Genomic DNA, 25,252 nt, shown 5'->3' with positions numbered 1-25,252 from the left:
GCATCGTAAGTATGGCAGCGCGTCCCGCGACGGCAAGAGCCCAAAAGTCTGCGCCTGCGCACGGACACCTATCCTGGAGTCGTTCGGACAGCGCGGTCCGCTCTCATTTCTTCCCGGATGTCCGGCCCGTATGCGGCACCCGCCGCGCGAGACGGCCTACGGGTTCCCTCCCGGACGAGCTTCAACACTGCAAGGAGCCGCACCTGTGAGCAGTGCCGACGACCAGACCACCACGACTTCGAGTGAGCTGCGCGCCGACATCAGGCGCCTCGGTGACCTCCTCGGCGAGACCCTCGTCCGCCAGGAGGGCCCGGAACTCCTCGAACTCGTCGAGAAGGTCCGCCGCCTCACCCGCGAGGACGGTGACGCCGCCGCCGAGCTGCTGCGGGGCACCGAGCTGGAGACCGCCGCCAAGCTGGTGCGCGCCTTCTCCACCTACTTCCACCTGGCCAATGTCACCGAGCAGGTCCACCGCGGCCGCGAACTGCGGGCCAAGCGCGCCGCCGAGGGCGGCCTCCTCGCCCGCACCGCCGACCGCCTCAAGGACGCCGACCCCGAGCACCTGCGCCAGACGGTCCAGAACCTCAATGTTCGTCCGGTGTTCACGGCCCACCCGACGGAGGCTGCCCGCCGCTCCGTCCTCAACAAGCTCCGGCGCATCGCCGCGCTCCTGGAGACCCCCGTCCTGGAGACCGACCGCCGCCGCTACGACACCCGCCTCGCCGAGAACATCGACCTGGTCTGGCAGACCGACGAACTGCGCGTCGTCCGCCCCGAGGTGACCGACGAGTCCCGCAACGCCATCTACTACCTGGACGAACTCCACGCTGGCGCCGTCGGCGACGTCCTGGAGGACCTGACGGCCGAACTGGAGCGCGTCGGCGTCACCCTCCCCAAGGACACCCGGCCGCTGACCTTCGGCACCTGGATCGGCGGCGACCGCGACGGCAACCCCAACGTCACCCCCCAGGTCACCTGGGACGTACTGATCCTCCAGCACGAGCACGGCATCAACGACGCCCTCGACCTCATCGACGAGCTGCGCGGCTTCCTGTCGAACTCCATCCGCTACACCGGCGCCACCGACGAGCTCCTCGCCTCGCTCCGGGCCGACCTGGAGCGCCTGCCGGAGATCAGCCCCCGCTACAAGCGGCTGAACGCCGAGGAGCCCTACCGGCTCAAGGCCACCGCGATCCGCCAGAAGCTGGAGAACACCAAGCTCCGGCTGGCGAAGAACACCCCGCACGAGGACGGCCGCGACTACCTCGGCACATCCGAGCTGCTGCACGACCTCACGCTCATCCAGACCTCCCTGCGCGAACACCGCGGCGGCCTGTTCGCCGAGGGCCGGATGAACCGCACCATCCGCACCCTGGCCGCCTTCGGCCTCCAGCTCGCCACCATGGACGTCCGCGAACACGCCGACGCCCACCACCACACCCTCGGCCAGCTCTTCGACCGCCTCGGCGAGGAATCCTGGCGCTACGCCGACATGCCCCGCGACTACCGCGGCAGGCTCCTCGCCAAGGAACTCCGCTCGCGCCGCCCCCTGGCCCCCACCCCGGCGCCCCTGGACGCGGCGGGCGAGAAGACCCTCGGCGTCTTCCACACCATCAAGCGGGCCCTCGACGTCTTCGGCCCCGAGGTCATCGAGTCGTACATCATCTCGATGTGCCAGGGCGCCGACGACGTCTTCGCCGCGACCGTCCTGGCGCGCGAGGCCGGCCTCATCGACCTGCACGCCGGCTGGGCGAAGATCGGCATCGTGCCGCTCCTGGAGACCACCGACGAGCTCAAGGCCGCCGACACCATCCTCGAGGACATGCTCTCCGACCCCTCCTACCGGCGCCTGGTCGCGCTCAACGGGGACGTCCAGGAGGTCATGCTCGGCTACTCCGACTCCTCCAAGTTCGGCGGCATCACCACCTCCCAGTGGGAGATCCACCGCGCCCAGCGCCGCCTGCGCGACGTCGCCCACCGCTACGGCGTCCGCCTGCGCCTCTTCCACGGCCGCGGCGGCACCGTCGGCCGCGGCGGCGGCCCCTCGCACGACGCGATCCTCGCCCAGCCCTGGGGCACCCTGGAGGGCGAGATCAAGGTGACCGAGCAGGGCGAGGTCATCTCCGACAAGTACCTCGTCCCCTCACTGGCCCGCGAGAACCTCGAACTGACCGTCGCGGCCACGCTGCAGGCCTCCGCCCTGCACACCGCGCCGCGCCAGTCCGACGAGGCCCTGGCCCGCTGGGACGCCGCCATGGACGTCGTCTCCGACGCCGCGCACGCCGCCTACCGCAAGCTGGTCGAGGACCCCGACCTGCCGACGTACTTCCTGGCATCGACGCCCGTCGACCAGCTCGCCGACCTCCACCTCGGCTCGCGGCCCGCCCGCCGGCCCGGCTCGGGCGTCTCCCTCGACGGCCTGCGCGCCATCCCGTGGGTGTTCGGCTGGACCCAGTCCCGGCAGATCGTCCCCGGCTGGTACGGCGTCGGCTCCGGGCTGAAGGCGCTGCGCGAGGCGGGCCTCACTGCAACATTGGGAGGAGAGGGCGTGCTGGCCGAGATGCACGAGCAGTGGCACTTCTTCCGCAACTTCATCTCCAACGTCGAGATGACCCTCGCCAAGACCGATCTGCGCATCGCCCGCCACTACGTCGAGACCCTCGTCCCGGCCGAGCTCCAGCACGTCTTCGCCGACATCGAGGCCGAGCACGCCCTCACCGTCAGCGAGGTCCTGAAGATCACCGGCGAGGACGAGCTCCTGGACGCCCAGCCCGTCCTGAGGCAGACGTTCACCATCCGCGACGCCTACCTGGACCCGATCTCCTACCTCCAGGTCGCCCTCCTCAAGCGCCAGCGCGACGCGGCCGCCGCGGGCGAGGAACCGGACCCGACCCTGGCCCGCGCCCTCCTCCTCACCGTCAACGGCGTCGCGGCGGGCCTGCGCAACACCGGCTGACGCCCCTACGCGCAAACGGCGGTGCCCCCGAGGCCGAACCTCGGGGGCACCGCCGTATCCAGTGCTCATGCCTTACGGGCTTATGCCTTACGGCGCTTATGCCCTACGGCGCCGGAACACCAGGTAGCCACCCGCGGCCACCAGCGCCGCCGCAGCGCCGCTCAGCAGGCCCACCGGAGCGCCGTTGCCGGTCTCGGCGAGGTCGCCGCCCTCGCTGTCGCCGCCGGCACCGCCCTGGGCGGACGGCGACGAGGACGCGGAAGGCTCCGAGGACTCACCGGCGGGCGCCGACTCGGACGCCGAGGCCGACGGAGCCACGGACGAGGACGGCGTCTCACCGGGCTTGCCGCCGTCGTCGGAGTCCTCGCAGTCCGTCCAGAACACCTTGTGCTTGGCGGAGCCGTTCTCGCCCTCGAAGTTCCAGAACAGCTTGTAGTGGCCGTCCGGCAGCGACAGGTCCTCGGTCCGGCCGTGGCCCTCGGCGTCGAGGGTGATCTCGCCGGACTTCACCGTCTCGCCCTTGACGTCGGCCGTCGGGGCCCAGGCCTCGATGTGCCAGTCGACCTCCTGGACGGAGTCGAAGCCGAAGGCGTCCAGATAGAACGTGCAGACGTGCGGCTCGTTGCGCCGCAACTCCTCGCCGGTGGTGGCGTCGTGGACCTTCACGGTGCCGTTGTCGCCGTGGCCTGCGGCAATAGGAGTGGCGTGGGCGGAGGGGGCCGCGAGCAGCGCGGCCACGGCGACGGCGGACAGGGCGCCGGCGCGGGTGAGGGTACGCATGGGGCAGTCCATCTTCGAGATGTGACAGGGAAGATGTGGAGGGGGCGGCTCAGCTTCCAGCCACACCTGACCCAAGGTCAATCACAAACAGGCAACGCTTGGGTTCTCCACAGTTGTGGAGAACCCCGAAAGTCCTCAGATGGTCACGAAAGCGGCGGTCAGCAGCACGACACCCGCCCCCGCCATGAGCCACGCGCCCCGCGCACGCCCCAATCCACCCGCGACCACCACCGACGCCAGCAACAGCGCACCACCGAACGGAACCCACGAGTACAGAACCCCGGACGGCCCGGACCGCACCACGTCATCACTGCTCGGCTTCACGACGACGGTGTACGTCTCACCCTTGCGCACCGCAACCGTCTTCTCGATGACCACCTCGGCACGCGCCTTGGACCCCTCGGAGATCGGCGTATAAGGACCGGTGCACGTGTCCTCCCCGCACCGCGTCACCTCGATCGTGCCGCTCTCCCGGCCCTTCGTCAGCATCACGTGCTGCGCGGTGCCCCACGACGCCCACACCCCCGCGATCAGGATCAGCACCGCGACCGCGCCCATCGCCGCGAGCCGACCGAACCGGAGCGCGGCGACCGAGGCGGGGCGAGCGGCCTGACGGGACTTGGCGGCTGTGGCAGGCATGGCCGGGATCATTGGCCATGCCCGGACAGCGCGTCAACCTCGGCCGTCTCCGCACCCCGACAAGTCAGGAGTTGTACGTACTCTGCGCCCGCTCAAGCCCCTCGATCACCAGACACTCCACCGCGTCCGCCGCCCGGTCCACGAAGTAGTCCAGCTCCTTGCGCTCCGCGGAGGAGAAATCCTTCAGCACGAAGTCCGCGACCTGCATCCGCCCCGGCGGCCGCCCGATCCCGAACCGCACCCGGTGATACTCGGCACCGAAAGCCTTCGTCATCGACTTCAGCCCGTTGTGCCCGTTGTCCCCACCGCCCAGCTTCAGCCGCAACGTGCCGTAATCGATGTCCAACTCGTCATGGACCGCCACGACATGCGCGACGGGCACCTTGTAGAAATCCTTGAGCGCATTGACCGGCCCGCCCGACAGATTCATGTACGACATCGGCTTGGCCAGGATCACCCGGCGGTTCAACGGCCCCGGCGGACCGATCCGCCCCTCCACGACCTGCGCCTGCGCCTTCCCGGCCCGCTTGAACCTCCCCCCGATCCGCTCCGCCAGCAGATCGGCCACCATGAAACCGACGTTGTGCCGGTTGGCCGCGTACTCCGGTCCGGGGTTGCCGAGGCCGACGATCAGCCAGGGGGCGTTGGCGGGGGCGGCGCCCGCAGCGGTGGTCACGTCCATGTCTCCTCGATACGCGTCGGCCGCCGCTCCCGTACGGAAGCAGCGGCCGACGAATTCTTGCAGAGCTTCAGGCTCAGGCCTCGGCGGCCTCGTCGCCCGCGCCCGACTCCTCGCTGCTCTCCTCGGCCTGCGCGGCCAGGACCTGCAGGACGACAGCGTCCTCCTCGACGGCCAGCGTGGTGCCGGCCGGGAGCGTGATGTCCTTGGCGAGGACGGAGGCACCGGCCTCCAGGCCCTCGATGGAGACCGTGACGGCCTCGGGGATGTGGGTCGCCTCGGCCTCGACCGGCAGCGCGTTCAGCACGTGCTCCAGCAGGTTGCCGCCCGCGGCCAGCTCGCCCTCGGTGTGCACCGGGACCTCGACCGTGACCTTCTCGCCACGCTTGACCAGCAGCAGGTCGACGTGCTCCAGGAAGCCCTTGATCGGGTCACGCTGAACCGACTTCGGGATCGCCAGCTCGTTGGCCTTGCCGTCGATGTCCAGGGAGATCAGGACGTTCGGCGTACGCAGCGCGAGCAGCAGGTCGTGGCCCGGGAGGGTCAGGTGGATCGGGTCCGAACCGTGGCCGTACAGCACACCGGGAACCTTGGAGTCACGACGGATACGGCGGGCGGCACCCTTGCCGAACTCGCTGCGGGTCTCGGCGGAGATCTTTACCTCGGACATACGGATCACTCCTCGTATGGGTGAGAAACGGACAGGGTCACCCGGCCACGAACGGCCTGCTACGAAGAGCGCGTCGATAACGGAGCGCCGGCACCCGCGTGAACAGGTACGGCCTCCCTCGCCGAGCAACCTGAGCAGCTTACTCGGCGAAGGAGGCCACAGAAAAATCGATCATCAGCGCCCGCCGGACGCAGGCGATCATGCAGAAGCGTTCTGCCTCAAGCGCAGCAAGCTCACTGCTCGTCGAACAGGCTCGTCACCGAACCGTCCTCGAACACCTCACGCACCGCACTCGCGATCGTCGGAGCGATCGACAGCACCGTCAGCTTGTCCAGATCCGCCGCCAGCTCACCCGGCGTCGGCAGCGTGTTCGTGAACACGAACTCACTCACCCGCGAGTTCTTCAACCGATCCGCGGCAGGCCCCGACAGCACACCGTGCGTCGCCGTGACGATGACATCCTCCGCACCATGCGCGAACAGCGCATCCGCCGCCGCACAGATCGTGCCACCGGTGTCGATCATGTCGTCCACCAGGACACACACACGACCCTTCACCTCACCGACCACCTCATGCACGGTGACCTGGTTCGCGACGTCCTTGTCACGCCGCTTGTGCACGATCGCCAGCGGCGCACCCAGACGGTCGCACCAACGGTCCGCCACCCGCACACGACCGGCGTCAGGCGACACCACCGTCAGCTTGTCCCGGTCCACCTTGTCGCCCACATAGTCCGCAAGCAGCGGCAGAGCGAACAGATGATCGACCGGACCGTCGAAGAAGCCCTGAATCTGGTCCGTGTGCAGATCGACCGTCAGGATCCGATCCGCACCGGCCGTCTTCATCAGATCCGCGATGAGCCGCGCCGAGATCGGTTCACGCCCACGGTGCTTCTTGTCCTGCCGCGCGTAACCGTAGAACGGCACGATGACCGTGATCGACCGCGCCGAAGCCCTCTTCAGCGCATCGATCATGATCAACTGCTCCATGATCCACTGATTGATCGGAGCCGTGTGGCTCTGGATCACAAAACAGTCCGCACCACGCGCCGACTCCTGGTAACGGACATAGATCTCGCCATTGGCGAAGTCGAAGGCCTTCGTCGGGACAACCCCGACACCCAACTGCTGGGCGACCTCCTCGGCAAGCTCGGGGTGGGCGCGGCCGGAGAAGAACATCATCTTCTTCTCGCCGGTCGTCTTGATCCCGGTCACAGCACTGTCTCCTCAGAGGTGTCTCAGCCGGCTGTCGAAACGCCTCGCCGCTGGGCGCGACGGGGCCGTCTCAGCTGGTGGGTGCGGGTGTGCACTTATCACGGTACGCCGTGTCCGACGCACTCGTTTCCGGTCAGCTTTCGCCGCCCGGCTCCCGGGACGCCGTCTCAGCGGCCTTCGCCGCCGCACTCCCCGGACGCTTACGAGCCACCCAACCCTCGATATTCCGCTGCTGACCACGGGCCACGGCCAGCGAACCGGGCGGCACATCCTTCGTGATCACGGACCCGGCGGCGGTGTACGCACCGTCCCCGACCGTGACGGGAGCCACAAACATATTGTCCGAACCCGTCCGACAGTGCGAGCCGACGGTCGTGTGGTGCTTGTCCTGCCCGTCATAGTTCACGAACACACTCGCCGCACCGATGTTGGTGTACTCACCGATGGTGGCGTCACCGACGTAGGACAGGTGCGGGACCTTGGTGCCCTCACCGATCGAGGCGTTCTTCGTCTCGACATACGTCCCGATCTTGCCCTTCGCGCCGAGGCGGGTGCCGGGCCGAAGGTAGGCGTACGGACCGACGGTGGCGTGGGGACCGACGTGAGCCCCGTCGGAGACGGTGTTGTCGACCCGGGCCCCGGCCTCCACGACAGTGTCCCTGAGACGGCTGTTGGGACCGACCTCCGCGCCCTCACCGATGTGCGTGGCACCCTGCAACTGCGTACCCGGGTGCACGAGGGCGTCCTGCTCGAAGGTGACGGTGACATCGACCCAAGTGGTGGCCGGGTCGATCACGGTGACACCGGCGAGCATCGCACGCGTCAGCAGACGGTCGTTGAGAATGCGGCGGGCCTCGCTGAGCTGCACGCGGTTGTTGATCCCCGCGATCTCCCGGTGGTCGCCCGCGACGGACGCCCCCACCCGGTGACCGGCCTCACGGAGAATGCCGAGGACGTCCGTGAGGTACTCCTCGCCCTGCGAGTTGTCCGTACGGACCTTGCCGAGAGCATCGGCCAGCAGCTGACCGTCGAACGCGAACACCCCGGAGTTGATCTCACGAATGGCACGCTGCGACTCGGAGGCGTCCTTGTGCTCCACGATCGCGGTGACGGCACCCGAGACCCCGTCGCGCACGATACGGCCGTAACCGGTGGCGTCCGGAACCTCGGCGGTGAGAACCGTGACCGCGTTGCCGTCGGTGCTGTGCGTCTCGGCGAGCGCGCGGAGCGTCTCACCGGTGAGCAGCGGGGTGTCACCGCACACGACGACGACGGTCCCGTCCACGACCCCGCCGAGCTCTTCGAGCGCCATGCGCACGGCGTGACCGGTGCCGTTCTGCTGGGCCTGGATCGCGGTACGCACGTCGGGGTCGATGTGACCGAGGTGCTCGGTCACCTTCTCGCGGGCGTGACCCACGACCACGACCAGATTCTCCGGGTCCAACTCCCGCGCGGCGGCGAGCACATGACCCACGAGGCTGCGGCCACAGATCTCATGCAGGACCTTGGGTGTGGCCGACTTCATACGGGTGCCCTCACCCGCTGCGAGAACGACGACGGCTGCCGGGCGAATGGCGCTCACGGGATGCCCTTCGGCTGTAAAGGGGGTGGGGTGACATCCGCAGGATACCGGGGCGTTTCGTGAGGGACATGGGAGTGGGCCCTGACTGTGCTGTCAGGGCCCACCAATTGTCATGCTCCCGGAGAAGGAATCGAACCCTCATTCAACGGACCAAAACCGTTTGTCCTACCTTTAGACGATCCGGGATGGATTGTGCGCTATGCCCGATTCGACTGATCGGCTTCTCGCACGGACAACACTATGCCGTACCAAGAGCCCTCGATGCGACGGTACAAGTCAGCACCCTTCAGGACTTTGATGACCAAGCAACCTCGATAGGAGTCGCCGACGTTCTTACGGACCGTCTTGGGGTTGTGCTTCTTGAGTGTCGTCTTATTGAACGCGGAACGGTCGGTGCCGACGAGGTCGGCCCAATACTGCTCGGCGGCCTCCACGTCCGCGTTCTCGTGGATCATGACGGCGAATCGGAGGCGCTCGCGCTCTACTCCGAGGAGGTTGAGCCAGGCCAGGTAGACCTCGACCATGCCGGGGTCGCTGTTGACGAACGTGACGACCTCTCGGCGGGCGTACGGCTTGTCCTTGCTGCCCTCGGCCCAGTAGAGGCCCACGCCCAGTAGGAACAACTCTCGTGGCGACAGCTCGCCGATTGCCTGACCGGCAGCTTCCTTGGTGCGCTGCCGCTCCCCGTCGCGGATTCGGAGCTTCTCTTCCCATCCTCGCTTGGCAATGGCTGCTGCTTCCTCGGGGCTCCGCTTTCGCTCAGGCTTCGGGAGATCCCGCACCCAAAGCGAAACCGAGCTCCGTGAACACCCCAGCTCCGCTTCGATCTGGTCGTACGTCCAACCCTGGAGCCGCAGTTCCCGGGCCTTCGCTCGCAGGTCGTCCTTTGCTCGCGGTCGTTTCGTCCACTCCGGCGGAGGCTCCCCCTTCACCAGCCTCTGAAGGATGTCGTTGTTGAAGATCTTCAGCTCGTCCCGGATCTGACGAAGGCTGTAGCCGCGGCGCCGCAGCGCCACCGCCTGTTCACGTAGCCCCTCGAAGTCCGCGTACTTGCCCTGTGCGTGTGCCATGGGCATACCCTCCGGGCGGAATTTTCGCTTCCGGGGTCGAACAGGGGCTGGTTCAGCAGTTCGAGGGAAATCGGTTGCTTTCGTATCCGGCCGGTCACGGAGTGTGGTGTAGGCCAATCCCGGAAACTCACCGGAAAACGCGCGCCGACCGCCCGTAGGCTGGAGGCATGACCACGACGGGGGAAGACCACGCCGCGGCCCGGCCAGGGCCGTGGTGGTGGGATCGGTGGCGCAGTGCCGTACTGGACGTGAGCTTGGCTTTTGTGTCCGTCCTCGAGTGTGGGGCCGAGGGGTGGCGGTTCGCGGGGGACGCCGGGATTCCGAGGGCCGCGGGGATCGTGTTCGGGCTGCTCGCCGGGTCGGCGTTGCTGGTGCGGCGGAAGTGGCCGATCGCTGTCGTGCTCGTTTCGATTGCCATCACGCCCGCTCAGATGGGCTATCTGATGGCGATCGTCGGTCTGTACACCCTCGCCGCGTCCGAACTGCCGCGCCGGATCATCGGCTCGCTGGCGGGGATGTCGCTGGTCGGGCAGATGATCGTGATGTTCGTGCAGCTGCGGCAGGGTGCGCACAGCGGGGACGGTCTGGAGCTCGGGGAGTGGTTCGTCCCGTTCGCGGCCGTCACGATCGCCATCGGGCTGACGGCGCCTCCTTTGTTGCTGGGGCTGTATGTCGGTGCCCGGCGTCGGCTGATGGAGAGTCTGCGGGAGCGGGCCGACAGTCTGGAGCGGGAGCTTCAGCTGCTTGCGGAGCGGGCGGAGGAGCGGGCCGAGTGGGCGCGGAACGAGGAGCGGACGCGGATCGCTCGGGAGATGCATGACGTCGTCGCGCATCGGGTGAGTCTGATGGTGGTGCATGCGGCGGCGTTGCAGGCTGTTGCTCGGAAGGATCCCGAGAAGGCGGTCAGGAATGCCGCGTTGGTGGGTGACATGGGGCGGCAGGCGTTGACCGAGTTGCGGGAGATGCTCGGGGTGTTGCGCAGTGGGGACGGCGGGAAGGGTGTGCGGGCTGATTCCGTGCCGCTGGCCGCTGTCGGGGTTGCCGCGGCGGCTGCTGCCTCGCGGGCGGTGGACGAGTCGGACGGGCCGTGTCTTTCCGAGTTGGAGGAGTTGATCGGGCAGTCGGCCGCGGCGGGGATGGTCGTGGATCTGACGGTCGAGGGTGATGTGCGGGTGTATGGGGCCGACATCGAGCAGACCGCGTATCGGGTGGTGCAGGAGGCGTTGACGAACGTCCACAAGCATGCGGCGGGTGCGAAGACGCATGTGCGGCTTGCGCATCGGCGGTCGGAGATCGCGATGCAGGTGGAGAACGAGCCGCCGCCGGAGGTGTCGGTGGCGTCGTCGGCGCGGTTGCCGTCCGGGGGGAACGGGTTGGTCGGTATGAAGGAGCGGGTCGCGGCGCTGGGTGGGGTGTTTGTGTCCGGGCCGACGGATGCGGGGGGTTTTCGGGTGTCGGCGGTGATTCCGGCGGCGTAGCCGCGGGTGGGGGCGTCGGTGTCGGCGGGGGCTGCGTCGGCGGACGAGTGTGTTGGCGGGGCTTGCCCGGGGTGGTTCGGCGCCCTGGTCGTCGTACTTCTTCGTGCCTCGTCGTGTCTCTTCGTGCCTCGTCGTGTCTCTTCGGGTTCCTCTGTGTTTCCTGGTGTCTCAGCCTGCCGTGAGGCGTGCCGGTTCGATGCCTGAGACGAGGGTGGCGAGGGCCTGGTCGATGTCGGGGCCGAGGTACCAGTCGCCGGTGTGGTCGAGGGCGTAGGTGCGGCCTTCGGTGTCGATGGCGAGGAGGGCGGCGGTGTCGGTCTCGGCGCCGAGGGGGCAGACCTCGGTGTCGAGGGCGCGGCCGAGGTCGCCGAGGGTGCGGGCCATGTGGAGGCCGTGGAGCGGGTCGAGGTGGACGGCGGCGGGGGCGAGCTGGCGGCCGGGGCCTGTGGGGGTGATGTGGAGGCCGCCGAATTCGGCCCAGGCCTCGACGGCGGCGGGGAAGACGGTGTGGCGGTGGCCTGCGGGTGAGGTGTGTTCGCGGAGTGTGTCGGCCCAGATCTCGGCTTGTTTGATGTCCCAGCGTCCGGGTTGCCAGCCGGCGGCGCGCAGGGCGGCGTCGACGGGGACGGGGAAGCGGGTGGTGTTGGTGCGGTCGGGGTGCATCTGCCCTTCGATCGTCGAGGTCGGGGACGTGGTGCCGTGGTGCCGTGGTGCGTGTCGGTGGTGTGCGCCGGTGGTGCGTGACAGTGGTGTGCGCCGGTGGTGTGTGGGGGTCAGTCGTCTGCGGTCGGGTCGACGATGCGTACGCCGAAGTGGGCGCTGAGGGCGGTGCAGGCGCGGCAGGGGGCGGCGAAGTTGCCGTGGAGGGGGTCGCCGTCCTCGCGGATGCGGCGGGCGGTGAGTTTGGCGGCCTTGAGGGCTTTGCGGGCTTCGCTGTTGGTCATGGGTTTGCGGGCGGCGCGTTTGCTGCGGGCTTCGTCGGCGGCGGCGAGGTGGCGGGAGATGAGGATCGTCTCGGCGCAGCGTCCGGTGAAGCGGTCGCGTTGGGCTGAGGTGAGGGTGTCGAGGAAGTCCTGGACGAGTGGGTGCAGGGGTGGGGTCTGGTCGCCGCGGGCGGCGGTGCCGGTGAGGGTGGCGCCGCGGACGGAGAGGGCGGCGGCGACGGTCGGGAGTATGCCGTCGCGGCGGTGACGGAGCGTGGGCGCCTGGTGTGCGGTGGTGCTGCTCCAGCCGATCCGGGGGTCGCCGGATGTGGCTGGTCGCGGCCCTGTTTGTGGTCCCGTCTGCGTCGTATTCATGATCATCATCCCCTCCCGAGCATCCCCCCGGACGACACAGAGTGCCAAATGCTGTGGCTGGTGCGGAAGCTGGGGCGGTGCGACACGCCCGGGTTTGGGCGGGCTGTCACGAGGGGGTGACGGCTGGTCACGGAAGCGGAGGGCCGCTGACCGGTGCCCGGTGACCGGTGTCGTCGTACCGCATAGGCTGTCGGCACCCGCATGTATGCGGTCAACGCGTTGGAGAAGTCGAATACGGGCTGGGGCGGGCCGGAGGTGGTCGCGTCGCGGGTCGTACAGAGTGCCGCAGGGGGCAACCGCCATGACGACAGGTCGGCTCGGGCAGCAAGCCGCGCCGCCGAACGCGGCTTACGCCGGGCAGGTCGTGCATTTCCCGGATCCGGTCCGGGCGGCCCGTCACCCGAGGGGGGTGCGGGTGGACGAGCGTGGCTACCCCGACTTCTCCGCGTATGCGCGTGCGGCTGCGGAGATCGCCGATCCGCCGGAGGGTTTCGGTGTCGACGAGCTGCGGCTGACGGACTATGTGTCGGCGAACGCGGCGCTGTCGGCGACGGGTCATGACCTGTGGGACACGATTCCGGCGGTGGCGACGCCGCATGGCTGGACGTGGCATCACGTGGTGGGTTCGCGGCGGCTGGAGTTGATTCCGGTCGAGGTGAAGGCGTTGCTGCGGCATCACGGCGGTATCGCGACGGCACCGGTGGATCACGCCAAGCGCGGTACGCGTCCGTTGCAGGAGACGCGGCCGGCGCATTTCGGGCTGCCGAAGTCGGGTACGGCGGTGTCGGAGTCGCAGGTGCAAGGGGTCGAGGAGGATCTCGGGTACCGGCTGCCGGGTGCCTACCGGTCGTTCTTGAAAGCGGCGGGTGGGTGTGCGCCCGTGGGGGCGGCGCTGGACCCGGAGTTGGGGCTGCTGGTGGACCAGCCGTTCTTCACGGTGCGGGACGAGGCGGCGGTCAATGACCTGGTGTACGTCAACAAGTGCCTGCGTGACCATCTGACCAAGGACTATCTGGGTGTTGGTTTCGTCCAGGGCGGGCTGCTCGCGGTGAAGGTGAAGGGCGACCGGATCGGTTCGGTGTGGTTCTGCGCGTACGACGATGCGCGGGACGTGGATCCGACGATGCCGCCCGCCGATCGTGTGGAGCGGCTGTTGCTGCCCTGCGGTGAGGACTTCGATGTGTTCCTGTCCCGACTGGCGGGGAATCCGCCGGAGTTGGAGACGGTGGCGAACCTGATGGTGGACGGCGGTTTCGCGCGGTCCGTGCCGGTGGCTGCGGCCGGGGCTGGGGAGTGAGCTGACCGATGGTGACGTTCGCACAGGCGCAGGAGCGCGCGGAAGAGTGGATCAACGGGGACGTTCCCTCGTACCAGCATCGTGAGGTGCGGGTGCGGGAGTTCGACCTCGGGTTCGTGGTGTGGGGCGAGGACCGTGCTGAGGGGCCGCGTTCGGATGGTGGCGCGCAGCGGCTGGTGATCGCCCGGGACAGTGGTGAGGCGACGTTGTGGCCTTCGCTGCCGGTGGGTGAGGTGATCCGGCGGTACGAGGAGGAGTACGGGCGTGCGGCCGAGGAGGCCGCGGCTGCCGCGCCGGCGCCTGCGGCTCGGGTCGATCTGAATCAGACGTCGTTCTTGTTGACGCCGCCGGAGTGGTTGCAGGAGGCGGCGGATCAGCTGGGGATTCCGGATCGGCGGGGCGGCGTGGGTGCGGCCGCGGGTTCGGGTGCCGGTGCGGCGCGTTCTGGTGGCGATGGTTCGGGGGCGGGGGCTTCTTACGCCGGTGCCGGTGGTGCCGGTGGTGCCGGTGGTGGTGATCGGGGGCTTCCCGAGACGCAGGCCGGGGTGCCGGGTGGTGCGGGGGCCGGTGGCGTGGCGGGGAGTGCGCCGGGGGCGCCTTCTGTGCCGGGTGCGCCGCCGGCGCCTGCTGGGCCTGCCGTGCCTGCCGGGGCCACGCCTTGGGCCGGGACGGACACCAACGCGGACGCCGGGGACGATCGTTCCGTGCCGTTGCCTGCGACGGTGTTCGCGCCGCCGTTGAGCGGTACCGACGACGACACTCCGCCGCCCGCGACTGCGCCGGATGCCAAGACCGCGCTCATGTCGGGCGGGAGTCAGCTGCCGCGGACGGCGCTTGCACCGGCGCTCGATGATCCGAATGCGCCGGGGGCGTCTGGTGTATCGGGGGCGCCCGGGGTGCCGGGTGCGCCTCCTGGGGCGCCGTCCGCGCCGGGTGGCGCCGTGCCTGGTGGTGCGGTGCCTGGTGGTGCGCCTGCGCCTGTGACGGGTGGGGCGGCGTACGGCTATCCGAATGCGCCGGGTGGTGCGGGTGTGCCGGGTACGCCCCTGCCGGGTGCGCCGCCGGTGCCGGGTGCGCCGCAGGGCGGTACGCCTGCGCCGATGCCCGGTGCTCCTTCTTATGGGTATCCGCAGGGACCTGGGGGCGCGCCGGGTGGGCCTGGGGCGCCTCAGGTTCCGGGTGCGCCTGGCGCGCAGGGTGCGCCGGGTGGTCCGAGTGCGCCGGGTGCCCCTGGCGCGTCCGAGCGGTCGCTCGCGTCGAACGCCGGGGACATTGCCGACGCCGCCACCAGCAAGGCGGCGCCTCCGCCGCGCCGGGGTGGTGGGTCGACCACGCCGCCTCCGCCGGGTGCGCCCGGGGCGCCGGGCGCGCGGCCGGGGGCCACGCCTCCGCCTGCGCCGGGTGCGCCTGGGACGCCGGGTGCGGCGGCGGGCGGGTATGTGCCGACGCAGCTTGTTTCCGCGCTCGGGCCTGATGGGCCTGGGGGCGTGCCGGCCGGGCCGGGGGCGCCGCAGCCTCCGGGCGCGCCGGGTGTGCCTGGTGCTCCGGGGGCGCCGAATCCGCCCGGCGGTACGCCTCCGGGCGGTATGCACCATGCCGCGACGATGCTTGCGGACCCGGGGCGTATGGGCCCGGGTAGGGGCGCGCCGCAGCCTCCGGGCGCCCCTGGCGTTCCCGGTGCGCCCGGCGCGCAGACGCCGCCTGGCGCCCCAGGTGCACCTCACGCGCCGGGCGCCCCAGGTGTGCCTGGTGTCCCCGGCGCTCCTGGAGCCCCGGGTGCCCCCGGCGCACCGCAGCCGCCTGGCGCCCCGGGTGTGCCTGGCGCTCCTGGCGCGCAGGGCTCTTCGGGGGGCGCGCGGGGCGCCGTTCACCACGCGGAGACCATGTTGGCCGCGCCCCCGGTCGGCGGCCCCGGCGCGTTCCCGCCGCCGCAAGCCCCCGGCGCACCCGGTGCTCCGGGCGCCCCCGGTATGGCCCCGGGCGCCCCGCAGCCGATGGCGCCCGGCGCGGTCCCGCCCGGTGCCGTGCCGCCCGGAGGGATGCCGCCCGGGCAGCCCGGGCCCGGTCAGCCGTCGGCGTACGGCTACCCGCAGCAGGGGCAGCCGACCGTCGGTCCCGGGTATCAGGCCGTGCTGCGGTTTCGCGCGCAGGACGGCTCGGAGCAGCAGCTGATCCGGCGTTCGGCGCCGGGTACGCCGCATCCGGAGTGGCAGATCTTCCATGAGCTGCGGGGGATGAACATCCCGCCGGACCAGGTGCTGGAGCTGCACACGGAGCTGGAGCCGTGCGAGCTGCCGGGTGCGTACTGCGCGCGGATGATCCGGGAGCAGTGGCCGCAGGCGCGGCTCGCGAGCATCGCGCCGTACGGCACGGATCACGCGAGCCGGCAGCAGGGGATGCAGCAGTTGCTGGCGCACCAGGGCGAGTTGCACCAGGTGGCGGACGGGCCGGCGCGTCCGGCGCCGGTGCGCGCCCCGCTGCCTCCGGTGCAGCCGGTTCCGCCGGTTCCGCCGGAGGGGGTCGCGCAGGAGCTGGCGGGGGCGTTCGGGCCGGGGATCTTCCGGTTCGAGCAGGCCGCGGTGTCCCGGCAGGGTGTGCCGCCGGTCGTGGCGCACTCGCTGGTGGTGGCGGGGCTGCCGATGGACATGGGGCCGTTCTTCTGGGCGCAGGCCCAGCCGGGGCGGCCGGTGCCGACGCTCGCCGAACTGGCGCAGGAGCGCGGGGTGCAGCCGGCCTCGGACGCGGGCTCGTACCTGGTGATGGGCAGCGACTTCGGCCGGGCGATCTGTGTGCAGTACGGGACGGCGAACATCGTCGCAGTGCCGGTGGAGGCGGGGCCCGGCGGGGCGCCCGTGCCGCCGCAGTTCGTGAACACCGGGCTGCCCGAGTTCCAGCGGTGCCTGGCGCTGCTCGGCCGGATGTGGCGGCTGCGGTTCGGTCTGAACCAGGAGCAGGCGGGCCGCTGGACCGTCGACTTCCAGGCCCAGCTGGCCTCGCTCGACCCGGCGGCGCTCGGTTCGCCCGAAAGCTGGTGGTCGGTGCTGCTGGAGCAGATGTGGGACGGCCTGCTGTGATCAGCCGTCGTCACTGACAGACAGGCAGACATACGGACTGACTGACGTACGGACGTACGGATGAAGAAGCCGGGCCCGGTCATCGCGATCGGGCCCGGCTTCTCGCCGTTGGCGCTGTTCCCGCAGGCCGTCGCAGGCCGTCGTGGGCCGCCGAAGTTTTTCGGGTTTTTCCCGCCGTCCGGTCACATCTGCCCTCCGGGCTCCGTCAGTGCAGTGACAGCAGCTCACCACTTGCCCAGGAGGCAGATCATGAAGGCTCGGATGACCAACCCGGCGTACGTGCTCCCCGGTGCGATGAAGGGCATCGGCACGCTGTTCCAGTCCGTCGGCGAGAGCGGCCTGGACCAGGAGCTGTCGGAGCTCGTCGGGCTGCGGGTCAGTCAGGTCAACGGCTGCAGCGCGTGTGTGCACGGGCATGTGCTGAATCTGCGGAAGGGCGGGGCGAGCGAGGAGCGGATCGCGGGTGTCACTGCATGGTTCGAGGCGCCCTTCTTCAGTGATGCCGAGCGGGCGGCGCTGCGGCTGGCCGATGCGATGACGCGGCTGGCGGACCGTTCGCAGGAGTCGGTGCCGGACGAGTTGTGGGACGAGGTCGCGGACCACTTCGACGAGAAGGAACTGTCCGGGCTGATCCTCTTCATCTCGCTGATGAACCTCTTCAACCGCGTCAACACGACCATCAAGGAGCCGGCGGGCACGACCTGGGGCTGAGCCGGGGGCCGCCCGACTGCGGAGGGACGGCCGTGACCTCTGCGCGGAGTGTCGCGTTATGCACATTTCTGCCTGATACATCAAGATGTGCGCGAAATCATCATTTTGCGTCCTTTTGATGGAGAGGGGTTCCAGGATGAGCGGCACACCTGTCTCGTCCCACGGCTTCACGGCCGTACGGCGCGGCTACCGTCCCGAACAGGTCGACGCGTACACCGCGGCGCTCTCCCAGAACCGTGACGCCTCCTGGGAGCGCGCCGCCCGTCTCACCGTGCTCGCCAAGCAGATGGAGGCGGAGCTCGCGGGGTTGCGCGAGCGGGTGGCGCGGCTCGCTCCGCAGACGTACGAGACGCTCGGGGAGCGGGCGCGCCGGATCTTCCAGCTCGGTCAGGAGGAGGCGACGGCCGTCCGCGAGGACGCGCAGCAGGAGGCGCAGCGCCTTGTGGAGGCGGCGCGGGAGCGCGCGAACAGCGTGCGGGACGCGGCGCAGGCGCACGCCGACGCCGTACGCGCCGATGCGGAGGAGCGTGCCCGGCAGCGCCTGCTCGCCGCGCGCGCCGAGGCCGACGAGATCCGCATCGCCGCCCGGCGCGAAGTGAAAGAAGGGCGCTCGGAGGCGCTCGGGGCGTTGCGTGACGTACGGCAGCGCACCGCCGCCATGCTCGCCGATCAGGCCAAGGAGCACGCCGAGCGCTGGGCCGAGGCCGAGCGCGAGGAACTCGAACGCGCCGCCGCGCTCGACGCCCGGCACGCCGACCAGGTCGCCCGCGCCGAGGCCGCCCTCTCGGAGGCCAAGCAGGCCTTCGCCGAGGCGGAGGCCGCCACCCACCGGCGCCAGGACGAGGTACGCGCGCGTGCCGCCGAGATCCTCGCCGAGGCCCGGGCCCGGGAGGACCGCATCGCCCGCGAGACGGAGCGCGTGCTGCGCGAACACGGGGAGCGCTGGGACGACGTACGCGCCCACATGGACCTCGTACGCCACAGCCTGACGACCCTGACAGGGCGCGCGCCGGCGGAGTAGGGCGTGCGTGAGTGATCGTGCGCTGGGTAGCGAGCCACCGAGCTCACGAGTCGCCGGGCGCGCCCTCACCCTCGGCGCACCACCCCCTTCGGCGCACCACGCCCCCGGCACCCCCTCGCGCGCCCCCACTCACCCGCTCCCGCGCAATCTCCCGCACCCCCCGCCTCACCCCCTCCGCCTCACCCCCGCCGTCTCACTCCCCGCTCCGCCTCACCCCCGCCGTCTCACTCCCCCCTCCGCACCGCCCCCGCCAGAATCCACCCCTCCACCGCCTCGTACTGCCGTCGGTCCACCTCCGCCGTGCGCCGCCTCGACGCCACCGTGCCCAGCCACCCGAAGGCGAAGCCCGCCGGGATGGAGACCAGGCCGGTCGTGGTGAACGGGAACCAGTTGAAGTCGGCGTCGGGGAACGCCGAGACAGGTGACCCCGAGACGAGGTTCGTGCCCGGCATCAGCAGCAGCACCACCAGGGAGCCGCCGATGAGGGTGCACAGGAGGCCTGTTCGGGTGTAGCGGCGCCAGAAGAGGCTGTAGACGAGGGCGGGGGCGATGGCCGAGGCGCCGATGCAGAAGGAGAGGGTGACCAGGGGCTGGAGGCTGCGATGCTGGACCAGGGTGGCCAGGAGGATCGCCGGGACGCCGACCGCCAGGGCGGAGACCCGGGCGAGGGTCATCTCGCGGCGGGCCGTCAGGGCGCGCGTGCGGCCGCCGAAGACGTCGTGGGCGAGGGAGTTGGCGCAGGCGAGGATCATGCCGGCGACGGAGGCCAGCAGGGTCAGGAAGATGGCCGTCGTCACGGTGGTGAAGAGGAGGGTCTCCGCCGTGGAGACGTCCGCGCCGAACGCGGCCCGGGAGCCCAGCAGGTAGGCCGTGTTGCCCTGCGGGTCGGCCTCCGCGATGGCGGCCCGTCCGATGAGCGCGGTGGCGCCGAAGCCGACGACGGTGATGATGAGCACGAACAGCACGACCGAGGAGACCGCCCAGGACATCGAGCGGCGCACCTGGCGGGCGCTGCGGGCGGTGTACATGCGCATGGTGACGTGGGGGAGGCAGGCGCCGCCGACGACCACCGTCAGCTGTGAGGTGATCATGTCGAGCCGCGGCCAGCTCCCGCCCGTGAACTGCAGACCCGACTCCAGGAAGGCGGGGCCCACCCCGCTCTGTGTGGCGGCGGCGTCGAACAGCGCGCCGGGGTCCCAGTCGAAGCGCTGCAGTACCAGTACGGCGATCACCGCGCCCGAGCCGAGCAGCATCACGATCTTCAGGATCTGGATGAGGGCGGTGCCCTTCATGCCGCCGATGGCCGCGTAACTGATCATCAGCGCGCCCAGCCCGATGATGCAGCCGGTCTGCAGTCCCTCACCGGAGAAGCCGAGGATGAAGGAGAGCAGTTGTCCCGTTCCCGCGAGCTGGACCAGCATCAGCGGCAGCAGTGCGGCGAGGGTCACCGCGCTCGCCGCGATCCGTACCGAGCGGCCGGGCATCCGTCGCGCCAGCGCGTCGCCCATCGTGAACCGGCCCGCGTTGCGCAGGGGTTCGGCCAGCAGGAACATCAGCAGCATCAGCGACAGTGCCGTGCTCAGGGCCAGCACGGTCCCGTCGTATCCGCACAGGGCGATCACGCCACCCGTGCCGAGGACGGTCGCGGCGGAGATGTAGTCCCCGGCGATGGCGAGGCCGTTGCCCATGGGGGACAGGGAGTTGTAGCCGGTGTAGAACTCGTCGAGGTCGTCCCGGTCGGGGCCGGTCATCACGCACAGCAGCAGCGTGATGGTGGCGATGGCCGAGAACGCCACCATGGACATGGCCTGGGCCGAGTCGCTGAACCCCGTCATCGCGCGGCCCCTCGCCTGGCGTCCAGTTCGGACTGCTTGCGGATGCGGTCGGCGATCGGGTCGACATAGGAGCGGGCGGTGCGTTCGTACAGGGCGATCGCCAGCCAGGTGACGGGGAGTTGGAGCAGGGCGAGGAGGAGTCCGGTGGGCAGTCCGTCGGTGATGCGGCTCGTCATCAGGGACGGGGCGAAGGCCGACAGGATCAGGAAGAGCGTGAAGTAGCCGAGTGCGGTGAGTGTCGCCACCCGCCGCTGACGGCGGTAGGCGCCGCGCAGGATCCGCAGATCGCTGTGGTGTCCGACCGGTTCCCGGAGGGGGCGGCGGCGGGCGGTGGGTTCGGGGGCGGCCGGCGGCAGCCAGGGGTAGGTGGGCGGCGGGGACGCGTCGTATGACATCCCGGTGGCTCCTTGCGTGGCTCGGGGCCCGGTGCGGACCGCAGGGAGTTGGGGGGCGGATGAGCGGAGCCACGCACGTTACTCGTTGGTAGACAGGTGTCCAGCGTTTTCACCAAACTGATTGGTCGGTATGCGCTTACTTCGCTGACCTGGGGTGTTACCGCGATTAACTCAGATTTTTGAGCGGTGGGTCGGGCTACTTCAGGTGAACGAGCGCTACGGACCGTGGCACCGCGGAGCCGTCGTCGAGGCGGGCGCGGAAGGTCAGCCGTACGTCCTCGCGCCGCCGCACCGACCCCTGGGCCGTCACCACGAAGCCGACACTCACCCGCCCGCCGGCGGCCACCCGCACCCGGGTCCCGCGGACGGCCCGCAGCGACCACCCGTCGGCCGGCACCCGCCCCGTCACCGTCACCTCCCGCGCCTCGGCACCGAAGTTGTAGACGTCGACGGCCATGCGCGTACGCCGCCCCAGCCGGTAGCCGTACGGCGGCGGCGCGTCCCCGTCCTGCTTGCCGGGCGCGGCCTCACGGGCGGCGTAACGCTGGCTGAGGACGATGTGCTCGGCGGGGGAGAGCGGGGAGGGAGGGGAGGGAGGGGAGGACGTGGTGACCGGGGAGAGGCCGGGCCGCGCCGCCGGTACGGCGCCCCGCGCGCCCGGCGTCACCAGGTAGACGGGGTCGCGCGAGACGGTCACGTCACCGCAGGGCAGCCGGCGCCCCATGATGTCGTACGCGCGCTCCACGACGCCGTACGTGCTTCCCGCGCCGGCGATCCGCACGGGCCGCTCCGCCCACACCACCGTGACCAGCTCGCCCCGGCCGCTGTCGAAGACGAACCCCTCGGCCCCGGCGGGGAGTTGCCCGGCGCGTCCGACGTGGTGCGCGGCGCCGAGGAGCGAGGTGAGGGCGGCGAAGGCGCTGTAGGCGGGCAGCGGGGCGAACCGGCGGTCGAACAGGCCGAAGTAGACGCCGTCGTCGTGCAGGGGCGGGGCGGCGAACCAGAACTGGCGGGCGTTGCCGGCGGCGAGCCCTTCGACGAACGACCTCACCACATAGCGTGCCTGTACGGATTGTCGGTCGTACGACAGGTCCAGGCGCGGCCGGGCGGCGAGGAACGCCCCGCACTCGGTCATCCACAGCGGCAGCCGGGCCCCGTGCCGGCGGGCGAGCGCGTGCTGCTCGGCGGAGGCACCGGGGACGGTCGGTTCGCCCTCCTGCGAGGGGTCGTTGTAGCCGTGGAAGGCCCAGACGTCGGCGTACCGGACGACGTCGTTGGCGAGCAGCAGGTCCTGGAAGGGGCCGGACTGGGCGAGCCCGGGGAGGACGGTCAGGGGCGGCGTCCCCGGGGTCGCCTTGATGCCGAGCGCGGCCGCTTTGACGAACGCGGCGTGGGCGTCGGCGGTGCTGAGAGTGGTGTCGACGTCGGGTTCGTTGGAGAGCTGGAGCGCCTCGGGGCGGGCGGCGGCGAGACGGCGGGCGTAACGGTGGGCGTGGCGCAGATCGGCGGGCAGCGGCAGCGAGGCGTCGGTCATCGCCCACTCGGGCGCGGGCGAGAGGACGTCGAGGACCGCGAGCCCGTGGGCGCGCAGGGTGCGGGTGGCGCGGTCGTGGCGAGCGGTGTCGTACGACCCCGGGGAGCGTTCGGCGACCGGCCAGGACTGTCCGTCGCGGACCCAGCCCGCGCCCATGTCCCGTAGCGCGGCGGCGAATTCGGGCAGGCGGGAGGGCGGCACGAGGGAGGAGGCCCAGAGGTTGACGCCGAACCGGTCGCCGGGGCCCGGTCCGGGGCCGGGCGCGGCGGGAAGGCGGGCGAAGGCGGTGGTGCTGCCGTCGGCCTCGACCCGGTAGTGGCCGGGCGGCAGGTCGGCGGGGAGTTCGACGGTGGTGGTCGTCGCGCCCGCGGGGATGGTCGTACGGCCGCCGGCGGCGCGGTGGCCGAAGTAGTCGGTGACCGTGTAGCGGACCGGGTGCGGGTGAGCCGCGGGGCCGTGGAGCGTGAGGCGGAGGGCGGCCGGCTCGCCCTCGCGGTGACGGGCGACGGACAGCTCGCGGAGGGCCGGCGCGGTGGCGAGGGGGCGGAAGATGAGGCGGTCCAGGGAGAGGACGTGGGCGAGGGCGTCGTCGAGGACGGCCGGTCCGGTGACGCGCAGGGTGAGGGTGTTGGCGCCCCGCCGCAGGCCGACCGTGCCGAGGTCCAGGACGGAGAGGTCGCCCCAGGCGGGCGGGGACTCGTACCAGTGCGGCTGCGAGCCGGCCAGGTCGGTGAACGGGCCCTTGTTCAGGGACAGTTGGAGGTAGGAGCCGACGGCCTCGGTGTGCGGGGTCTCCACCGGGGCGACGGCGACCGCGGTGAGGGCGTGGGGGCCGGGACGCGGGGCGTGGACGGTGTATGTCGCGAACCAGCCGGTCGCAGGCGGGGGTTCGGCTGTCGTGCGCAGGGCGAGGTAACGGCCGCCGGAGGCACGGCGGTCGCGGGCGACGGGGATGTTGGTGGCGGTGGGCGACTCGGCCTGGACGGTGAGGGGCCGGGCGGCCGGACCGGCTGGGAGGTCTTCGGCGCCTCGGGCGGTGCCGGCCGCCGCCGTCGCCGCCGCACCGAGTGCCGCCGCCAGGGTCGTACGCCTGCTCAGGTCCATGTGTCCAGCAGACGACGGGAGTCGGGGGCCGCGCCTCCTGCGGGAGGCGGGTCCGTCCCGGAAGGGGAGCCGCGGGCTCGCCCTAGGGGACGGGGGAGAGTGTGACGTCCGTACGGGAACTGTTGCCCATGTCTCACCGGCGCCCTGACGGGTCACACTCCGGTAGCGCCCCGCCCTCTTGTCGGCAAGCACGCCATCACGAGAGTGGAGAACCCCATGAGGATCGTCGTCTTCGGAGCGAACGGACCGACCGGGCGGCAGGTGGTCGAACAGGCCGTCGAGGCAGGGCACATGGTGACCGCGGTCACCCGCCGTCCCGAGAGCTTCCCCGTACGGGGCGCGGGCGTACGGGTGGCCGGGGCCGACGTCCACGACCCGGCCGCGGTCGAACGCGCCGTGGCCGGCCAGGACGCGGTGATCTCGGCGCTCGGAGTGCCGTACGGCCGCGAACCGGTCACTGTCTACTCCGCCGGCATCACCCACATCATCCGCGCCATGCACGTGCACGGCGTACGCCGTCTCGTCTGCGTCACCTCGACCGTCCTCTTCGGGACCCCGGCGCCCGGGGAGAACTTCCTGTTCCGGAAGGTGCTGGAGCCATCGATCATGCGGTTCATGGGGCGCACGGTGTACGAGGACATGCGGCGCATGGAGGAGGTCGTAAGGGAGAGCGGGCTGGAGTGGACGGTGCTGCGGCCCGGCGGGCTGTTCGACGCGGACGCGGTGAGCGCGTACGAGGTCGGCACGGCGCGACTGCCCGGGCGGTACACCGCGCGGCCGGACCTGGCACGGGAGTTGCTGCGGCAGGCCGTCGAGGAGCGGGGGCACGTGGGGGAGTTCGTGGATGTGCGCACCACCGAGAACACGCCGAGCCTTCTCGACCTCATGCGGAAGGAGGCCGTGAGCAGGAAATGAGAGCGGTCCGGCAGCCGGTCTCCGGATACGATGCGTCCTCGACCGGGGGGATGATGCCGATGTCCGAAGTGCGTGAAGTGCGCGAAGTGCGGGAAGCCAGAGCCGTGATGCCGATACCGGCGCGGGCCGTCCAGATCCTGCTGTACGCGCTGTCGTTCATCGGCATCGTCTCGATGCTCGCGCTCTCGGACCGGCTGACCGCCTATGGGCAGGGCGAGTTGATGGCGTCCTGGCTGCCGGTGTGGGTCTGCGCGGCTCTCGCCACCACCTACGAGGGCCGTGCGCGGACCGGCGTCCGGACGACGACCGTCGTGCTGATGACGTTCACGATCCTGCCGACCTTCATGAAACTCGGCGAGGCCGCGGCGCCCGCGTTCGTCGTGGACGCCGCGCTGCGGATCGTGCTCGGGGCACCGGTCGTCGTCCTGCTGTTCCTGCCGGAGACGACGGCCTGGTTCGACCGGGAGCGCTGACGGCCGCTCGGCGGCTCAGCCGCCGAGGCCCACGCGCGCGTACCGCACTCCGGGCCGCCCCATCAGCGTGATCTGCTCGGTGAGCTCGAAGCCGTTGCGTTCGAGGACCGTCCGGGACGCCGAGTTGTCCGCCGTCGTCCTCGCCCACAGCGACACCAGCCCGTACGACGTCCCCGCCACCCGGCACAGCTCACCTACCGCCGCCGTCGCCACACCCTTGCCGGCCGCCCGTTCGCCGATGCGGTAGCCCAGCTCCGCCGTTCCGGCGGCGGCGTCCATGAGGTTGATCCGGCCGAGGATGGTGCCCTCCTCGTCCAGCACGAGGTGGAAGTGGCAGTCGCCGGCGTCCTGTTCGGCCAGGAGCGCGTGGTGGCGGCCGGCGAATCCCGCGGGGGTGAAGTAGGCGTCCCCGCGGTCCGGTACCGACCGGGCGAAGTACTCCCGGTTCTCCGCTTCGAAGGCCAGCACGGCCTCCGCGTGATCCGCCCGCAGTCGCTCCAGCCTCAGCACCGGTGTCCCCATGCCGG

21 protein-coding genes and 1 tRNA gene are annotated in these 25,252 nt (G+C 70.8%); 8 read left to right on the top strand and 14 right to left on the bottom strand.

Annotated elements, in window-relative coordinates:
- The first annotated feature begins 205 nt into the window (after positions 1-205).
- Positions 206-2,956, top strand: coding sequence for a phosphoenolpyruvate carboxylase (gene ppc / locus PH203_RS14715; RefSeq protein ID WP_289920379.1), 2,751 nt, complete (start codon positions 206-208; stop codon positions 2,954-2,956).
- A 96-nt stretch (positions 2,957-3,052) separates the two neighbouring features.
- On the opposite strand, the gene PH203_RS14710 is transcribed toward ppc, so the two are convergent.
- From PH203_RS14710 to PH203_RS14675, 8 genes are all read right to left on the bottom strand, one after another.
- Entirely contained in the window at positions 3,053-3,736 is a 684-nt protein-coding gene (locus PH203_RS14710) for an LPXTG cell wall anchor domain-containing protein (RefSeq protein ID WP_289920378.1), read from the bottom strand.
- A gap of 135 nt (positions 3,737-3,871) precedes the next feature.
- On the bottom strand, positions 3,872-4,387 hold the full coding sequence (locus PH203_RS14705) for a hypothetical protein (protein WP_289920377.1): 516 nt from the start codon (positions 4,385-4,387) through the stop codon (positions 3,872-3,874).
- A 52-nt stretch (positions 4,388-4,439) separates the two neighbouring features.
- The gene (gene pth, locus PH203_RS14700; protein WP_289920376.1) at positions 4,440-5,057 is read right to left on the bottom strand and encodes an aminoacyl-tRNA hydrolase; all 618 of its coding nucleotides are present in this window, start codon (positions 5,055-5,057) and stop codon (positions 4,440-4,442) included.
- 73 nt (positions 5,058-5,130) lie between these two features.
- The gene (locus PH203_RS14695) at positions 5,131-5,724 is read right to left on the bottom strand and encodes a 50S ribosomal protein L25/general stress protein Ctc (RefSeq protein WP_289920375.1); all 594 of its coding nucleotides are present in this window, start codon (positions 5,722-5,724) and stop codon (positions 5,131-5,133) included.
- A 233-nt stretch (positions 5,725-5,957) separates the two neighbouring features.
- Positions 5,958-6,938, bottom strand: coding sequence for a ribose-phosphate diphosphokinase (locus PH203_RS14690; RefSeq protein ID WP_289920374.1), 981 nt, complete (start codon positions 6,936-6,938; stop codon positions 5,958-5,960).
- 133 nt (positions 6,939-7,071) lie between these two features.
- Positions 7,072-8,520 (bottom strand): bifunctional UDP-N-acetylglucosamine diphosphorylase/glucosamine-1-phosphate N-acetyltransferase GlmU, encoded by a 1,449-nt coding sequence (gene glmU, locus PH203_RS14685; protein ID WP_289920373.1) that lies wholly within the window; start codon positions 8,518-8,520, stop codon positions 7,072-7,074.
- Between the two features lie 115 nt (positions 8,521-8,635).
- A tRNA-Gln gene (locus PH203_RS14680) sits at positions 8,636-8,706 on the bottom strand.
- 11 nt (positions 8,707-8,717) lie between these two features.
- Positions 8,718-9,590, bottom strand: a complete 873-nt coding sequence (locus PH203_RS14675; RefSeq protein WP_289920372.1) for a hypothetical protein — start codon at positions 9,588-9,590, stop codon at positions 8,718-8,720.
- Between the two features lie 167 nt (positions 9,591-9,757).
- Between PH203_RS14675 and PH203_RS14670 the strand changes: the two genes are divergently transcribed.
- Positions 9,758-11,068 carry a histidine kinase gene (locus PH203_RS14670; protein WP_289920371.1) on the top strand — a complete coding sequence of 437 codons (1,311 nt, stop codon included), beginning with the start codon at positions 9,758-9,760 and terminating at the stop codon, positions 11,066-11,068.
- A gap of 168 nt (positions 11,069-11,236) precedes the next feature.
- On the opposite strand, the gene PH203_RS14665 is transcribed toward PH203_RS14670, so the two are convergent.
- Together PH203_RS14665 and PH203_RS14660 are read right to left on the bottom strand one after the other, a co-directional pair.
- Positions 11,237-11,731, bottom strand: coding sequence for an SUKH-3 domain-containing protein (locus PH203_RS14665; RefSeq protein ID WP_289920370.1), 495 nt, complete (start codon positions 11,729-11,731; stop codon positions 11,237-11,239).
- A 110-nt stretch (positions 11,732-11,841) separates the two neighbouring features.
- Positions 11,842-12,375: a YwqJ-related putative deaminase gene (locus PH203_RS14660; RefSeq protein WP_289920369.1), complete on the bottom strand. Its 534-nt coding sequence runs from the start codon at positions 12,373-12,375 to the stop codon at positions 11,842-11,844.
- A 292-nt stretch (positions 12,376-12,667) separates the two neighbouring features.
- Between PH203_RS14660 and PH203_RS14655 the strand changes: the two genes are divergently transcribed.
- The 4 genes from PH203_RS14655 (at position 12,668) to PH203_RS14640 (ending at position 18,469) form a co-directional block, all read left to right on the top strand.
- Entirely contained in the window at positions 12,668-13,663 is a 996-nt protein-coding gene (locus PH203_RS14655; RefSeq protein ID WP_289920368.1) for an SMI1/KNR4 family protein, read from the top strand.
- An 8-nt stretch (positions 13,664-13,671) separates the two neighbouring features.
- Complete coding sequence (locus PH203_RS14650; protein WP_289920367.1) at positions 13,672-16,737, top strand: SUKH-4 family immunity protein; 3,066 nt, start codon at positions 13,672-13,674, stop codon at positions 16,735-16,737.
- Between the two features lie 249 nt (positions 16,738-16,986).
- The gene (locus PH203_RS14645; RefSeq protein WP_289920366.1) at positions 16,987-17,448 is read left to right on the top strand and encodes a carboxymuconolactone decarboxylase family protein; all 462 of its coding nucleotides are present in this window, start codon (positions 16,987-16,989) and stop codon (positions 17,446-17,448) included.
- A 136-nt stretch (positions 17,449-17,584) separates the two neighbouring features.
- A complete protein-coding gene (locus PH203_RS14640) occupies positions 17,585-18,469 on the top strand; it encodes a cellulose-binding protein (RefSeq protein WP_289920365.1) in 885 nt (294 codons plus the stop codon).
- A gap of 224 nt (positions 18,470-18,693) precedes the next feature.
- On the opposite strand, the gene PH203_RS14635 is transcribed toward PH203_RS14640, so the two are convergent.
- The 3 genes from PH203_RS14635 to PH203_RS14625 form a co-directional block, all read right to left on the bottom strand.
- Positions 18,694-20,304 carry a cation acetate symporter gene (locus tag PH203_RS14635; protein WP_289920364.1) on the bottom strand — a complete coding sequence of 537 codons (1,611 nt, stop codon included), beginning with the start codon at positions 20,302-20,304 and terminating at the stop codon, positions 18,694-18,696.
- Positions 20,301-20,699 (bottom strand): DUF485 domain-containing protein, encoded by a 399-nt coding sequence (locus PH203_RS14630; protein WP_289920363.1) that lies wholly within the window; start codon positions 20,697-20,699, stop codon positions 20,301-20,303. The genes PH203_RS14635 and PH203_RS14630 overlap by 4 nt, the downstream gene beginning before the upstream one ends.
- A 196-nt stretch (positions 20,700-20,895) precedes the next feature.
- Positions 20,896-23,337: a hypothetical protein gene (locus PH203_RS14625; protein WP_289920362.1), complete on the bottom strand. Its 2,442-nt coding sequence runs from the start codon at positions 23,335-23,337 to the stop codon at positions 20,896-20,898.
- Between the two features lie 216 nt (positions 23,338-23,553).
- Here PH203_RS14625 and PH203_RS14620 point away from each other — a divergent pair, with 216 nt between their 5' ends.
- Together PH203_RS14620 and PH203_RS14615 are read left to right on the top strand one after the other, a co-directional pair.
- Positions 23,554-24,252: an NAD(P)H-binding protein gene (locus tag PH203_RS14620; protein WP_289920361.1), complete on the top strand. Its 699-nt coding sequence runs from the start codon at positions 23,554-23,556 to the stop codon at positions 24,250-24,252.
- Between the two features lie 59 nt (positions 24,253-24,311).
- Positions 24,312-24,725 (top strand): hypothetical protein, encoded by a 414-nt coding sequence (locus PH203_RS14615; protein WP_289920360.1) that lies wholly within the window; start codon positions 24,312-24,314, stop codon positions 24,723-24,725.
- Positions 24,726-24,740: 15 nt separating this feature from the next.
- On the opposite strand, the gene PH203_RS14610 is transcribed toward PH203_RS14615, so the two are convergent.
- Positions 24,741-25,247, bottom strand: a complete 507-nt coding sequence (locus PH203_RS14610) for a GNAT family N-acetyltransferase (RefSeq protein WP_289920359.1) — start codon at positions 25,245-25,247, stop codon at positions 24,741-24,743.
- Positions 25,248-25,252 lie beyond the last annotated feature (5 nt).

The organism is Streptomyces sp. S.PB5 (assembly GCF_030403745.1).
Classification (GTDB): domain Bacteria; phylum Actinomycetota; class Actinomycetes; order Streptomycetales; family Streptomycetaceae; genus Streptomyces.
This window is presented reverse-complemented; position numbering and strand designations above follow the sequence as displayed.

Coding starts and splice junctions, on each gene's coding strand:
- PH203_RS14710 (WP_289920378.1), bottom strand. CDS start 3,736: ATGCGTACCCTCACCCGCGCCGGCGCCCTGTCCGCCGTCGCCGTGGCC.
- PH203_RS14705 (WP_289920377.1), bottom strand. CDS start 4,387: ATGATCCCGGCCATGCCTGCCACAGCCGCCAAGTCCCGTCAGGCCGCT.
- pth (WP_289920376.1), bottom strand. CDS start 5,057: ATGGACGTGACCACCGCTGCGGGCGCCGCCCCCGCCAACGCCCCCTGG.
- PH203_RS14695 (WP_289920375.1), bottom strand. CDS start 5,724: ATGTCCGAGGTAAAGATCTCCGCCGAGACCCGCAGCGAGTTCGGCAAG.
- PH203_RS14675 (WP_289920372.1), bottom strand. CDS start 9,590: ATGGCACACGCACAGGGCAAGTACGCGGACTTCGAGGGGCTACGTGAA.
- PH203_RS14670 (WP_289920371.1), top strand. CDS start 9,758: ATGACCACGACGGGGGAAGACCACGCCGCGGCCCGGCCAGGGCCGTGG.
- PH203_RS14665 (WP_289920370.1), bottom strand. CDS start 11,731: ATGCACCCCGACCGCACCAACACCACCCGCTTCCCCGTCCCCGTCGAC.
- PH203_RS14660 (WP_289920369.1), bottom strand. CDS start 12,375: ATGATGATCATGAATACGACGCAGACGGGACCACAAACAGGGCCGCGA.
- PH203_RS14655 (WP_289920368.1), top strand. CDS start 12,668: ATGACGACAGGTCGGCTCGGGCAGCAAGCCGCGCCGCCGAACGCGGCT.
- PH203_RS14650 (WP_289920367.1), top strand. CDS start 13,672: ATGGTGACGTTCGCACAGGCGCAGGAGCGCGCGGAAGAGTGGATCAAC.
- PH203_RS14645 (WP_289920366.1), top strand. CDS start 16,987: ATGAAGGCTCGGATGACCAACCCGGCGTACGTGCTCCCCGGTGCGATG.
- PH203_RS14640 (WP_289920365.1), top strand. CDS start 17,585: ATGAGCGGCACACCTGTCTCGTCCCACGGCTTCACGGCCGTACGGCGC.
- PH203_RS14635 (WP_289920364.1), bottom strand. CDS start 20,304: ATGACGGGGTTCAGCGACTCGGCCCAGGCCATGTCCATGGTGGCGTTC.
- PH203_RS14630 (WP_289920363.1), bottom strand. CDS start 20,699: ATGTCATACGACGCGTCCCCGCCGCCCACCTACCCCTGGCTGCCGCCG.
- PH203_RS14625 (WP_289920362.1), bottom strand. CDS start 23,337: ATGGACCTGAGCAGGCGTACGACCCTGGCGGCGGCACTCGGTGCGGCG.
- PH203_RS14620 (WP_289920361.1), top strand. CDS start 23,554: ATGAGGATCGTCGTCTTCGGAGCGAACGGACCGACCGGGCGGCAGGTG.
- PH203_RS14615 (WP_289920360.1), top strand. CDS start 24,312: ATGTCCGAAGTGCGTGAAGTGCGCGAAGTGCGGGAAGCCAGAGCCGTG.
- PH203_RS14610 (WP_289920359.1), bottom strand. CDS start 25,247: ATGGGGACACCGGTGCTGAGGCTGGAGCGACTGCGGGCGGATCACGCG.